The sequence below is a fragment of the Archangium sp. genome, from assembly GCF_036388035.1.
Lineage (GTDB): Bacteria > Myxococcota > Myxococcia > Myxococcales > Myxococcaceae > Archangium.
The window spans coordinates 1-12,531 of sequence record NZ_DASVSO010000285.1; the positions used below are offsets into that span (position 1 = coordinate 1).

Annotated in this window: 14 protein-coding genes; 9 read left to right on the top strand and 5 right to left on the bottom strand. The window is 70.2% G+C overall.

The features are described from left to right. The 5 genes from VF697_RS12030 to VF697_RS12050 form a co-directional block, all read left to right on the top strand. On the top strand, positions 1 to 518 hold a 518-nt coding region (locus tag VF697_RS12030; RefSeq protein WP_331094424.1), incomplete at its 5' end, for an RBBP9/YdeN family alpha/beta hydrolase. Positions 519 to 638: 120 nt separating this feature from the next. After that, positions 639 to 1,046, top strand: a complete 408-nt coding sequence (gene rnk / locus VF697_RS12035) for a nucleoside diphosphate kinase regulator (RefSeq protein WP_331094426.1) — start codon at positions 639 to 641, stop codon at positions 1,044 to 1,046. Positions 1,047 to 1,160: 114 nt separating this feature from the next. Then, positions 1,161 to 2,636 (top strand): anthranilate synthase component I family protein, encoded by a 1,476-nt coding sequence (locus tag VF697_RS12040; protein WP_331094428.1) that lies wholly within the window; start codon positions 1,161 to 1,163, stop codon positions 2,634 to 2,636. Next, entirely contained in the window at positions 2,633 to 3,205 is a 573-nt protein-coding gene (locus VF697_RS12045; RefSeq protein WP_331094430.1) for an aminodeoxychorismate/anthranilate synthase component II, read from the top strand. The genes VF697_RS12040 and VF697_RS12045 overlap by 4 nt, the downstream gene beginning before the upstream one ends. Then, a complete protein-coding gene (locus VF697_RS12050) occupies positions 3,202 to 4,026 on the top strand; it encodes an aminotransferase class IV (protein WP_331094432.1) in 825 nt (274 codons plus the stop codon). Before VF697_RS12045 ends, VF697_RS12050 begins: the two co-directional genes overlap by 4 nt. Before the next feature lie 30 nt (positions 4,027 to 4,056). Here the strand turns inward: VF697_RS12050 and VF697_RS12055 are convergent, their stop codons facing one another. Continuing rightward, a complete protein-coding gene (locus VF697_RS12055; RefSeq protein WP_331094433.1) occupies positions 4,057 to 4,857 on the bottom strand; it encodes a pseudouridine synthase in 801 nt (266 codons plus the stop codon). A 184-nt stretch (positions 4,858 to 5,041) separates the two neighbouring features. On the opposite strand from VF697_RS12055, the gene VF697_RS12060 reads away from it, so the two are divergent. Genes VF697_RS12060 through VF697_RS12070 form a run of 3 tightly spaced genes read left to right on the top strand, consistent with a single transcriptional unit; the run spans position 5,042 to position 6,910 of the window. Beyond that, positions 5,042 to 5,485 carry a hypothetical protein gene (locus VF697_RS12060; protein ID WP_331094435.1) on the top strand — a complete coding sequence of 148 codons (444 nt, stop codon included), beginning with the start codon at positions 5,042 to 5,044 and terminating at the stop codon, positions 5,483 to 5,485. Positions 5,486 to 5,495: 10 nt separating this feature from the next. Further along, the gene (locus tag VF697_RS12065; RefSeq protein WP_331094436.1) at positions 5,496 to 5,972 is read left to right on the top strand and encodes a phage holin family protein; all 477 of its coding nucleotides are present in this window, start codon (positions 5,496 to 5,498) and stop codon (positions 5,970 to 5,972) included. Next, a complete protein-coding gene (locus VF697_RS12070) occupies positions 5,969 to 6,910 on the top strand; it encodes a hypothetical protein (protein ID WP_331094438.1) in 942 nt (313 codons plus the stop codon). Before VF697_RS12065 ends, VF697_RS12070 begins: the two co-directional genes overlap by 4 nt. Positions 6,911 to 6,969: 59 nt before the next feature. On the opposite strand, the gene VF697_RS12075 is transcribed toward VF697_RS12070, so the two are convergent. Genes VF697_RS12075 through VF697_RS12085 form a run of 3 tightly spaced genes read right to left on the bottom strand, consistent with a single transcriptional unit; the run spans position 6,970 to position 8,662 of the window. Beyond that, complete coding sequence (locus VF697_RS12075) at positions 6,970 to 7,545, bottom strand: GNAT family protein (RefSeq protein WP_331094440.1); 576 nt, start codon at positions 7,543 to 7,545, stop codon at positions 6,970 to 6,972. A gap of 4 nt (positions 7,546 to 7,549) precedes the next feature. Beyond that, positions 7,550 to 8,131 carry a hypothetical protein gene (locus tag VF697_RS12080; RefSeq protein ID WP_331094442.1) on the bottom strand — a complete coding sequence of 194 codons (582 nt, stop codon included), beginning with the start codon at positions 8,129 to 8,131 and terminating at the stop codon, positions 7,550 to 7,552. Positions 8,132 to 8,164: 33 nt separating this feature from the next. Further along, entirely contained in the window at positions 8,165 to 8,662 is a 498-nt protein-coding gene (locus tag VF697_RS12085) for a type II TA system antitoxin MqsA family protein (protein WP_331094444.1), read from the bottom strand. Positions 8,663 to 9,067: 405 nt separating this feature from the next. Between VF697_RS12085 and VF697_RS12090 the strand changes: the two genes are divergently transcribed. Then, the gene (locus VF697_RS12090; protein ID WP_331094446.1) at positions 9,068 to 10,264 is read left to right on the top strand and encodes a threonine/serine exporter family protein; all 1,197 of its coding nucleotides are present in this window, start codon (positions 9,068 to 9,070) and stop codon (positions 10,262 to 10,264) included. A 6-nt stretch (positions 10,265 to 10,270) separates the two neighbouring features. On the opposite strand, the gene VF697_RS12095 is transcribed toward VF697_RS12090, so the two are convergent. Next, positions 10,271 to 12,531, bottom strand: a 2,261-nt coding sequence (locus VF697_RS12095; RefSeq protein ID WP_331094448.1) for a xanthine dehydrogenase molybdopterin binding subunit, incomplete at its 5' end; no start/stop codon positions are given.

Here is a 12,531-nt window from a genome sequence, read left to right on the forward strand (position 1 = left end):
TCTATCCCTGGCTCATCCGCGAACGGCCCTCGGGTTTCGACGCCGTGCGCGCACTGGAGATGCCAGACCCGAAGCAGCCCACCATCAATGCCTGGGTCTCCGCGCTCACCACCGCCGTGGGCACGACGCCCGCTCCAGGGACCGTGCTCCTGGGGCACAGCGTCGGGTGCCAGGCCGTGCTGCGCTATCTCGCGACGCTGCCTCCGGGCAGCACCGTGGACGGCGTGCTGCTCGTGGCCGCCTGGTGGAGCGTGGACACGCCGTGGGACAGCCTCCGCCCGTGGACGGACACGCCAGTGGACCTCGCTCGGGCCCGGGCCGCCTCGCGCCGCTTCGTCGTCCTGTTGTCCGACAACGACCCCTTCACCTCGGACTTCCAAGAGAACGGCCGCCTCTGGCGGGAGCGCCTCGGGGCCGAGGTGGTGCTCGTGCCCGGCGCACGCCACTTCAACGGCGTGCAGGAGCCTTCGGTGCTCAATGCACTGCGCTCCTCCTTCCAGCCACCCGCCAAGCCCTGACGAGCCGTCAGGGCGGCCCCTGGTGGGACGTCCCCTCCCCGACGCCCTGCCGCCATGCAGGCAGGGCTCGGGCCGCGCTTGGTTGACCGGCCACACGCTGGGTCAAAGGATTGAGATGTCATGAGCACGCTAGAGCCGAAGATCGTCGTCACGTCGTCCGACCTGGAGCGGCTGCGGACCCTCATCGACACGACCGCGGGCGACCGGGCGGACGTGCTCGATTCGGAGCTGACGCGCGCCGTGGTGGTCGAGCCCTCCGAGGTTCCACCGGACGTCGTCACCATGAACAGCCGCGTCGTCTACATGGACGAGGACTCCCACGAGACGCGGGAGGTGACACTCTCGTACCCGAAGGACGCCTCCCTTGAGCAGGGGCGGGTATCCGTGCTGGCGCCCGTGGGCGCGGCGCTGCTCGGGCTCTCGGTGGGACAGGAGATCGAGTGGTTGGTGCCCGGGGGGAAGCACAAGCGCCTGCGCATCGTCTCGGTCCCCTACCAGCCGCAGGCCGCGGGCCACACCCACCACTGAGCGGGACGGGATGAGGGGCCGCGGCCCCTCGGGTTGAAGCCTGGCAACCGGATCCGTGGCGCGAGCAGGAGCGCGGAGCGCGAGCCCGGCTCCTCTGCTACAAGCCCCCCGCGCATGTCGGTTCCCCTCTCCCCTCCCCCGTCCCCGCTGTCTCGTGAGCGCTTCGAGGCCCTTGTGGCGGAGGGCTACAACCAGGTGCCCCTGGTCCGCCGGCTCGCGAGTGGCGGACCGCGACCGCTGGATCTGCTGCGAGCCCTGCCCCCGGGACATCGCTTCCTGCTGGAGAGCACCCGCACCTCCACCGAGGGCCGCTACTCCTTCGTGGGGGCGAAGCCCTTCCTCACCTTCCGGGCCAAGGGCTCGCGGTGCGAGGTGAACGGCGAGCCGCACCCGGGCGGGCCCCTGTCCACCCTGCGCGAGCAGCTGAAGCGCTGGCGGGGCGTACGGCTGCCGGGGATGCCCCTCTTCTGCGGCGGCGCGGTGGGCTTCTTCGCCTACGAGGCCGCCCACTACTTCGAGTCCCTCCCGCGCCACCCGAACGACGACCTGGGGCTGCCGGACATCGCCCTCGACTTCGTGGACACCTTCGTGGCGGTGGACCACCAGGAGGGACACACCCTGGTGGTGGCCACGGGCGACGACTACGACGACTGCACCCGGCGGGTGGAGGCACTGGAGCACGTGGTGCGCGAAGTCCTGGCCACCCAGCCCCCCGCCCCCTCGTGGCACCTCGCGGACGGGCAGACGCCGGACGTGGCGTGGCGCTCCAACTTCACCCAGGAGGACTACCTGCGCGCGGTGGATCGCGTGCGCGAGTACATCCGCGCGGGAGACACCTACCAGGTCAACCTCTCGCAGCGGTTGGAGGTGGAGCCGCGGCTGCCCGCGCTGGCACTGTACGAGGCCCTGTCCACCCTCAACCCGGTCCACTTCGCCAGCTACCTGGAGGTGGACGGCGTCGAGGTGGTGAGCGCCTCGCCCGAGCGGCTGGTGCGGGTGGAGGACGGCCAGGCCATCACCCGGCCCATCGCGGGCACGCGCCGCAAGGGCACGCCGGAGGAGAACGCGCGCTTCGTCCACGAGCTGCGCACCAACGAGAAGGAGCGCGCCGAGCACGCGATGCTGGTGGACCTGGAGCGCAACGACCTGGGGCGCGTCTGCGCCTACGGCAGCGTCCAGGTGACGAAGCTGATGGAGATCATCGAGTACGCCCACGTCATCCACATCGAGTCCGAGGTGGTGGGCCGGCTGGCCCCGGGCGTGGAGCCGCTCGACGTGGTGGCGGCGGTGTTTCCGGGCGGCACCATCACCGGCGTGCCAAAGATTCGCACCCAGCAGATCATCACCGAGCTGGAGCCGCATGCCCGAGGGCTCTACACGGGCTCGCTCGGCTACCTGAGCTTCACGGGCGAGCTGGATTTGAACATCGTCATCCGCACCCTGGTGCTGAAGAACGGCCGGGCCTACGTGCAGGTGGGCGGGGGCATCGTCCACGACTCGGAGCCGAGGCGCGAGTACCAGGAGACGCTGCACAAGGCACGCTCGCAGCTGCTCGCGCTGTCCGCGCGCCCGGTGGAGGACGCGGCATGATGCTGCTCATCGACAACTTCGACTCCTTCACCTTCAACCTCGTGCAGGCGCTGGGCAGCCTCGGGGCGGAGCTGAAGGTGGTGCGCAACGACGCCCTCACCCTCGCCGACGTGGAGGCGCTGCGGCCGGACCACATCGTCATCTCCCCGGGCCCGTGTACGCCGAACGAGGCTGGCATCTCGCTCGATGTCATCCGCGCCTTCGCGGGCCGGGTGCCCCTGCTCGGGGTGTGCCTGGGCCACCAGTCCCTCGGGCAGGTGTTTGGCGGGCGCGTCGTCCGGGCCCCGGTGCCCGTCCATGGCAAGACGGCCGACATCCACCACGATGGTCGAGGCGTCTTCCGCGGCCTGCCCAACCCGTTCGTCGCCGCGCGCTACCACTCGCTGGTGGTGGACCGGGCGAGCCTCCCGGACTGCCTGGAGGTGTCGGCCTGGTGCGGCGAGCTGGTGATGGGTCTGCGCCACCGCGAGTACCCGTGGCTGGAGGGCATCCAGTTCCATCCCGAGTCCTTCCTCACGCCGCACGGGAACCAGTTGCTCGCCCGGTTCCTGGAGGCGCGGCTCGGATGATGGAGACGGTCGCGGTGAACGGCGAGGTGCGGCGGCTGGAGGAGCTGCGGCTCCAGGACTTCCTCCAGTCCTTCTTCTTCGGCGCGGGGTTCTTCGAGACGCTCCTCGTCACCGAGGGCGCTCCGATGTTCCTCGAGCGGCACCTCGCGCGGCTGCGGGCGAGTCTCGCCGCCCATCACGACTGCGTGCGGCCTCCCCCGCCCGAGGCCCTCACCGCCGAGGCCGTCCGCGAGGCCCTGTGCCGGTGCCTGGAGGCGGATGCCAGCCTGGGGCCGCGCTTCAGCGGTGTGGGCAAGCTGGTGGCGGGAGATGGCCGGCTGCTGCTGTCCTTCCGTCCCCTTCCGGCCGACCACGAGCACACCGTGCGCGAGGGCCGCGCCCACGACGAGCTGGAGCGCCAGGGCTACCGGCGGGGAGACCCCCTGCTGAAGCACAAGAGCGTCTCGTACCTCCGGCAGTACGCCCACCTCGGGAGGGGAACCGTCTTCTGCAACGAGCTCGGGGAGCTCTGCGAGGCGCCGAACGGGAACCTGTTCTTCCTCATGGGGGACGCAGTGGTGACGCCGCCGCTGGAGGCCCCGTGCCTTCCGGGCATCATCCGCTCCGTGCTGCTGGAGGAAGGGCGACTCGGCGCGCTGCCCGTCGTGGAGCGCTCGGTGGCACTGGAGGAGGTGGAGGACGTGCGCGGGTGTGTCCTCACCAACTCCGTCAGCCTCGCGCTGGCCGTCCCGCGACTGCTCGGACGGGAGCTGCCCGCGAGCCAGGAGCTGGCCGAGCGCGCTCGGGCCGTGGTGCGGGCCCAGGCGAAGCGAGAGGGCTGAGACCGGCCCTCGTCCGAAGGGAGCGAGGCCTTACGCGGGCCCCCCGAAGTCGAGCCCCTGTCGCACCTCGGCGTCCGTGAGCAGCCGGCAGGTGCCCTCCGGCACGTCGAGCGTCACCTCGCCCACGGCCTCGCGGTGCAGTGTCCGCACCGGGTGCCCCACCGCCGCCAGCATCCGCTTCACCTGGTGGTGCCGCCCCTCGGTGAGCACCAGCTCGACCCGACTGGGAGCCAGCAGCCGAGCCCCCGCCGGCCGAGTAGGTCCATCGTCGAGCCCCACGCCCTCCCGCAGCCTTCGCAGGGCCTCCTGCGAGGGCTGTCCCTCGACTTCCGTCACGTACCGCTTGGACACGTGCGTCTCCGGAGAGGTCGCGTGCGCCACCAATCGCTCCTCGTTGGTGAAGAGCAGCAACCCCGTCGTGTCCCGGTCCAACCGCCCCACCGCGTACCACTCGTAACCGCGCAGCTCGGGCGGCAGCACCGCGCGCAGCCGTTCGAAAACCGTGCCGATGCCCTCCGGGTCGTGCCCCGCCACCACCACGCCCGCGGGCTTGTGGAACATCAACGCCAGCGTCCGCGCCTCCAGCGAGCGCGGCTGCCCCTCCACCCGCACCGCGCTCCCCGCGTGCACCGGTACGAAGGGGTCTCGCTCCACGCGCCCGTCCAGCTCCACGCGCCCCTCCTGGATGGCCTGCTCCGCCTCGGCCCGGGGCAGCACTCCCGCTCGCCCCAGCGCACGGGCGAGCCAGTCCGCGCGGCTCCCCTCCGGCACCGGCTCCTTGCGCCGACGCGCGGCCTCCAACCACCGGGGCGTCTTCGGCTTCCTCGCCATCCCTCCTCCGTCTTCCGCGTCTTCTATTTCTATTCCCCGCCCCCGCTCGTGCCCCTCCGCTGCCCGCTTCGCGAGCGCTCCCGACGCATTCCCTGGCACCCGGCCACGCGTGCCTACCTTGAGGGATGTGTGGGTCATCCCCGCATGAGCAGCATCCATTCCCAACCTACTCGGAGGAGACCGCATGGCAAGCGTGACTGAAGGAGGAATCCAGGGCAGCACCTATACCGGTAGCACGGTCGGCACGACTCTAGGCTCCAGGGATGTCTCGTCCCAGCAGTCGGGCACCGGCATCACCGCCCAGGGCAAGGAGCAGGTGAAGCGCTTCACCGGCGTGACCCGGGATCGGGTCTACCAGCAGGTGGACAGCAAGAAGGGAGAGCTCATCAAGGGCCTGCAGGGCTTCGTCTCCACGCTGGAGAATGCCTCGCAGAACGCCGATGGCGTCTCGCAGCAGGTGCTGGGGAGCGCCGTGGGCTACATCCGCAAGTTCTCGGACCGCATCGAGAACGACTCCACCGAGGAGCTGGTGCGGGACGCCCAGCAGTTCATCCGCGAAAAACCCGTGCCGTTCTTCGCCGGCTGCATCGCCGTGGGGTTCCTCGCTGCTCGAATCCTGAAGGAATAGGGGAGACACGATGCAGCCCTACAACACGGACAACAAAGGCAGCTACGACTACGAGGCTCGCACCGTCCCGGGCGATGGCACGTCGGGCCGTGAGTTCGGCTCGCTCCTGGGTGAGTTCTTCGACCAGGGCAAGCGGCTGATCCGCGCGGAGGTCACCCTCGCGAAGACCGAGCTGCGCGAGGAGATGACGAAGTTCAAGGCGGGCGGCGCGATGTTGGGCGCCGGGGCCGTGCTGCTCTTCATCGGTGGCATCGCCTTCATGCTCTTCGCCTGCGCCGCGCTGGCGGAGGTGATGCCCTGGTGGGCCGCGACCCTCATCGTCACGGTGCTCTTCCTGGCCGTCGGTGGAGGCATCGCCTACGTCGGCATCCAGCGCATGAAGCAGCTCCACGCACCCGAGAAAACCATCCAGACCCTCAAGGAGGACAGCCAATGGGCGAGCAGGACGTTCCAATCCGTGAAATCTCAGATGCACGGGCACGCATGAGCGAGCTCGCCGACGAAATGGCCCGGCGCATGGAGCCGGAGCACCTCAAGGCGATCGCCGCCGAGAAGGTCTCCGACCTCAAGGAGCAGGCCCGGGAGCGAGCCACTGAAAAAGTCGATGAACTGAAGACGCATGCCAAGGAGGCGGTGATGCACAGAGCAACGGAGATGAAGGACAGGGCGGACACGCCCAAGGGCTGGAGCATGCTCGGAGCCATTCTAGGCGCCGGGGTCGGCTCGATGCTGATGAAGAAGGCCTTCGTCGTGCGTCGCGAGTCGGGCTGGCACATGGGCAACCAGGGCCGGCGCATGTACAGCGGCTACGACATGAACACCCCGGAGCTGGTGCCTGCTCCCGAAGGCGGCCTGATGCGGCCCACCGGCGACGTGCGCGGCTCGCTGGGCAGCGACATCGGCGTGCGGACCAGCACGGACGTGGGCTACGTGGGCAGCACGGACACGGGAGACGGTGGCCTGAAGGCTCGCGCCTCGGACGTCATGGACACGGCGAAGGACAAGGTCTCGGGTCTCAAGGGGCGCGCGAGCGGCCTGGTGGACCGGACCCTGGACAAGGCCCAGGGGCTGCGTGAGCGCATCCCGGATCGCGGCGAGATGAAGCACCAGGCCACGGACCTGTATGGCACCGTGTCCGACAACCCGGTGCTGCTGGCCATCGGCGGCCTCGCCATCGGCGCGCTGTTCGCCAGCTTCATCCCGGTGACCAACCGCGAGCGCCAGCTCATCGAGCCGGCCAAGAGCAAGATGCGCGAGAGCATCTCCCAGCTCGGTGACCAGCTCGAGAGCAAGCTCTCGGGTCAGTCCGAGGACGAGAGCGGCCAGGAGGACGAGTTCCAGGCGTCCGCCGCCTCGGAGAGCGAGAACGAGCGAGGCACCATCCCGCCGCTGCCGCCGCTCGACGACTACACCTCCGTGCACTGAGTCGGGGAACGGAGCGCACGAGGCCGGACGGGGCGAACACCGCCTCGCCCGGCCTTGCTCTATCCGCCGTCCACCGGAGCCGCGGCGCGCGCCCGCCACTCCCGATCGAGGAGGGCGTAGATGAGCGAGTCGCACCACTCGCCCTTGATGAAGGCGTTCTCGCGGAAGTGGGCCTCCCGGCGCATGCCCAGCTTCTCCATCACCCGGACGGAGGAGGGGTTGCGCGGGTCGCAGTCGGCCCACATGCGGTGCAGGCCGAGCGTCCCGAAGCCGAAGTCCACGAGCGCCTGTGCCGCCTCGGGGATGTAGCCCCGGCCCCACTCCGAGCGGTCGAGGACGTACCAGAGGGTGGCCTCGCGCAACTCGGGGTCGGTGATGTTCATGCCGCAGCGCCCGATGAGCTGGTTGCCATCACGCAGCACCACGGCCAGGTCATAGATGCGCCGGGGCGTCTCACGCGCCAGGGCCATCACGCGGCGGATGTAGTCGCGGCTCTCCTCGGGAGTGCGGACGTCGTGGGACTGGTAGCGCACCACCTCCGGGTCGGACTCATAGGGGTGGGTGGCTCGCCAGTCATCCTCCTCGAACTCGCGCAGCAGCAGGCGGGGCGTGGTCAGTGGCGAGGTGAGCAGCATGGCGTCAGGACTCCTGGGCCGGGGCCCCGGGGAAGAAGGCGTGGGCCTTGCCCTGGGCGTCGATATAGCTGAAGTCCTGGAAGCGCGCGGCATCGGGGGCGTCCGGGTGCTGGCGCGCCTCCACGAGTCGCGCGTGCGACAGGGAGGCGATGTCCTCCTCCTTCACGCCCGCGAGCGCGAGGAATCCGGGGCGGCTGTCCCCATCGCGCAGGAGCGTGGGCCGGTGGCCCTTGAAGTCGAGGGCGGTGGACACCCGCTGGAGGGCGGCATGGGCCTGGGAGAGCTGCTTCGCGGTGCGCAGCCGCAGGGCCACCTCCTCGCGGCTCTGGCAGCTCCCGTCCGCATGGGCGCTGACCCGCAGGCTGTCCTCGGTGAGGGAGAAGACGAGGACGCGGCTCTTGGGGAGCTCGCGGGAGAGGGCGGTCGCGGCCTCCTCGGCGGCCTCTCCCTCGGCGTGGGGCCATAGCCGCAGCGCCTTGCCCGGACCGGCGGCGAGGAAGGCCGACAACTGGCGGGAGCCGAGCCAGCGCTGCACCTTGGTGCGGGCCGCTCCCAGCACGATGAATCCCTGCGCGGAGTCACTCATGGGGCGCAAGAGCACGTCGAAGCGGCCTTTTCGTCAAGAGGCAGGGACGATCCGCCATGCTTCGGTGCCCTTGCCTTCCTCTGCAACCATCCGGACCGGCCTGGCCTCGACGAGTCCCGTCTCCTCGAGCGGGTATTCTTCGATGGGCTTGTCCACCATCACCATGAGCCGCAGGAGCCTCTCGGCGGGCTGACCCATGGGTGCCGGAGCATCGACGCGCTCCCATTTGGAGACGGTTGTCTTGTCGACGCCCATCTTGTCCGCGAAGTCCTTGCTGGAAAGCCCGAGGTACTTCCGCAGGAAGCGAATCTCCTTCGGGCCGAGCTTCTCCCGGCGCCGGGCCACCGTCATGGCCAGACGACGGTGCAGCTCTTCAATCTTGTAGATGCCCACTTCGCGCTCGCCGCACTTGGGGCACCGGTAGACCATGACCCCCTTCAAGGTGACGTTATCCAGTCCGATGAGGTCATCCTTGATGTTCTCCCGGGTCCCCTTCATGGGCGTGCCGCACATGAGACACTTGTCGTTCACCGGTTCCTCCGCATGGCGGTCACCACTACGGCATGAGTGCTGAAGAAGACCCATCCGCCCCTCAGGACGGTCTTGAGTAGCTTTTTCGCGTCACCTGCCCGGAGTTGACCTGTAACATCGTACATTGGGAAAATACCAACTCTTGGAGAAACCTCAACCACGCTCGTTTGCTCTCCGAGCGGTCTGCAAGCTGCTCGCCAGCTCGAACCCCGAGGGATTTCGGGTCTTTGCCGTACTGCACACGGCTCGCGCTTGAGACGGGTGGACGCATCCCCGGACGCTGACCCGAGGGCAGGCTGGCGGCGAGCCCTCATGGAGGCTTCGTTTGACTCCCCCGGGGGCCTCTGCCATGTGCGCGCTGTGCTCCCCGCGGAACATCTCATCGCGTTGCAAGAGCCTCCTCCGATGCCGGCGGTGGCGTTCACGCTGCGACTCGGGCAGGCGCTGCATCGCTACGGCACTCCGGCCCACCAGCTGGAGGAGCAGATGCGGCTGGTCTCGCAACGGTTGGGACTGGAGGCCCGCTTCTTCTCCACGCCCACCTCCATCTTCGCCTCCTTCGGTCCTCCCGAGGCGCTGCGCACCAGCCTCATCCGCGTGGAGCCGGGGGAGCTGGACCTCGGACGGCTCGCCCACCTGGACGCACTGGCGAACTCGGTCATCCGCGGGGAGCTCTCCCCCGAGGAGGGCGCGGAGCGCGTGGAGGCCGTCCTCTCCGAGCCCCCTCGCTACGGCAACGCCCTCCACCTGCTGTGCTGGGCGCTCGCGGCGAGCGGCGCGGCCCTGCTCTTCGGCGGTGGCCTCCGCGAGATGGGCGTGGCGGCGGTCATCAGCCTCCTCATCGGTGGGCTGGACCTGTGGACACGGCGGCAGCCCTCGACGGTGTGGGTGCTGGAGCCCGTGGCCGCCATCCTCTCCTCGGCGCTCGCGGTCGTGGCGGCGAGCTTCGTGGGGCCGCTGTCCGTGCAGATCGTCACGCTCGCCGGCCTCATCGTGCTGCTGCCCGGCCTCAGCCTGACGGTGGCCATCAACGAGCTCGCCACACGCAACCTCATCTCCGGCACCTCCCGCCTCACGGGAGCCGCGCTCGTCTTCCTGGAGCTCGGCTTCGGCGTGGCGCTGGGCACCCGGTTGACGGAGCTGCTTCCCCTGCCCGCGAAGCTCGGCCCGGTGCCCGCGCTCCCGGCGTGGACCGAGCCGCTGGCCCTCGTGCTGATGCTGTTCGGGGTGAGCATCCTCTTCCGGGCCCGGCCTCGCGACTGGGGGTGGATCGCCCTGGCGGGGACGCTCGCCTACGAGGGCTCCCGCCTGGGTGCCCAGGTCCTCGGGCCGCAGCTCGGCGCGTTCCTCGGGGCCCTCACCGTGGGGCTCGTCACCAACCTGCTCGCGCGGGCGCGCAACCGCCCGGCCGTCATCACCCTCGTGCCCGCAATCATGCTGCTGGTGCCCGGCAGCATCGGCTTTCGCAGCATGGAGTCCCTGCTCGCCCGCGACGTGCTCGCGGGCGTGGACACCGCCTTCTCCATGCTCATGGTGGCAGTGGCCCTGGTGGCGGGCCTCCTGTTCGCCAACGCCCTCTACCAGCCACGCAAGGTGCCCTGAGCCGCCTCAGCGCGGCGCGGCCCGGGCCAGCTCCACCGCTCGGAGGATGGCCTCCGGAGTGGCGGGGGAGGCCAGCGCCACCGGCGTGCGCGGCGGCCCGAAGGCGGCGATCGCCTGCCGCAGCGCCGTCACCACGCCGATGGCCAGCATGAAGGGCGGCTCTCCCACCGCCTTGCTGCCGTGAATGGAGTTGTCCTGCGGCGCGCGCTCCAGCAGCGCGACGCGGAAGTCCTCGGGCGCGTCCCCCACCGCCGGAATCTTGTACGTGTCCGGCGAGTGCGTGAGGAGCCGACCCTTGGCGTCGAACAGCACCTCCTCGCACGTGAGCCAGCCCACGCCCTGGATGAAGGCGCCCTCCACCTGCCCCTTGTCGATGCTGGGCACGAGCGAGGTGCCCACGTCGTGGAGGATGTCCACGCGCCGCACACGGTGCTCGCCGGTGAGGCCGCTCACCTCCACCTCCACCACCGCCGCGCCGAAGGCGTAGTAGTGGAAGGGCTTGCCGCGTCCGATGTCCCGGTCGTACGTGATGTCCGGCGTGCGGTAGTAGCCGGTGGCGGACAGGGACAGCTGCGCATGGTACGTGGCGTGGACCACGTCGGCGAAGCGCACCGTGCGCTCGGGGCTCGAGGGGTGGAAGACGTCTCCTCCGACGAAGACGAGCTCGGGCGCGAGGAGGCGCTCGGCCGGGTGCGGGTCCTTCCTCAGCGCGCCGCCCTGCTGCTCGAGCGCGGCCACCTCCGCCACGGGCCGCTCCTGTTGCAGCTTGGAGAGGATCTCCCACTGCACCGCGGGCGTGTGCCGGGAGATGACCTCGGACACGTGCACCTTCGTCCGGGGACGCGCGGGGTTGAAGACGTGGCCGTTGTCGTAGGTGAGCCCGAGCGCGCCGATCTGCAAGAGCCGCGCGGCCACCGGACGCATGCGCTCGCGCAGCACCTCGCACGCCTCCTTCACCGCCTGGCCGTTGAGGTCCGCGCCGCTGGAGGCCGCCGTCGCCGAGGTGTTGGGCACCTTGTCCGTGGAGGTGTTCATCACCCGGATGCGCTCGGGTGGCACGCCCAGCTCGTGCGCGCACACGGCCCGCATCTTCGTGTGCAGGCCCTGCCCCATCTCCGTGCCGCCATGGTTCAGCTGCACGCTGCCATCCGTGTACACCACCACGAAGGCCCCGGCCTGGTTGAGGAAGCTCGTGGTGAAGGAGATGCCGAACTTCACCGGCTGCAGGCCGATGCCCCGCTTCGTCCAGCGCGAGCCCGCGTTGAAGCGCTCGATCTCCGCGCGTCGCCGCACGTAGTCACTGGAGGCCAGCAGCTCCGCGTGGATGCGCTCCAGGCGGTTGTCCAGGACGGGCTGCCCGTACGGCGTGGTGTCGCGGGGAGCGCCCCGGTAGTAGTTGCGCTCGCGCACCACGGTCGGGTCCAACCCGAGCCGCTCGGCGGCGTGGTTGAGCACCTCCTCCATCACGTACATGCCCTGGGGCCCGCCGAAGCCACGGAAGGCCGTGTTGGAGGGCAGGTTCGTCCGGGCCACCCGGCCGGTGAACTCCAGCGCCGGGACGAAGTAGGCGTTGTCCAAGTGGAAGAGCGCCCGGTCCAGGATGGCGCGCGAAAGGTCCGAGCTCCACCCGCCATTGGAGATGAGCTCCACCTTCAGCGCGAGCAGCCGCCCCTCGGTGTCGAAGCCCGCGTCATACCGGCCCCAGAAGGGGTGGCGCTTGCCCGTCCACGCCATGTCCTGGTCGCGGTTGAGCCACACCTTCACCGGCCGGCCCGTGTGGCGCGCGCCCAGGGCCGCCAGGCACGCGAAGGGAGCGGCCTGCGTCTCCTTGCCGCCGAAGCCCCCTCCCATGCGCGGCACCTCCACCACCACCAGCTGCCGCCCCACGCCGAGCACCTCGGCCACCAGCGTCTGCACCTCGGTGGGGTGCTGGGTGGAGCTCCAGAGGTGCACCGCGCCGTCCTCGCCGGGCACCGCCAGCGACACCTGCGTCTCCAGGTAGAAGTGGTCCTGGGCCCCCGTCGAGCACTCGCCGGACAGGCGCACCGGCGCGGCGGCCAGCGAGGCCCCCACGTCCTCGCGGCGGATGGTGTGCGGGTCCGACAGGAAGGAGCCCGCGGCCACGGCCTCCGGAATCGTCAGCAGCGCGGGCAGCGGCTCGTACTCCATCTCCACGAGCGCGGCGGCCTTGCGCGCCACGTCCGCGCTCTCCGCCAGCACCAGCGCCACCGTCTGGCCGAGGAAGTGCACCTCGTCGCCCACCTGGG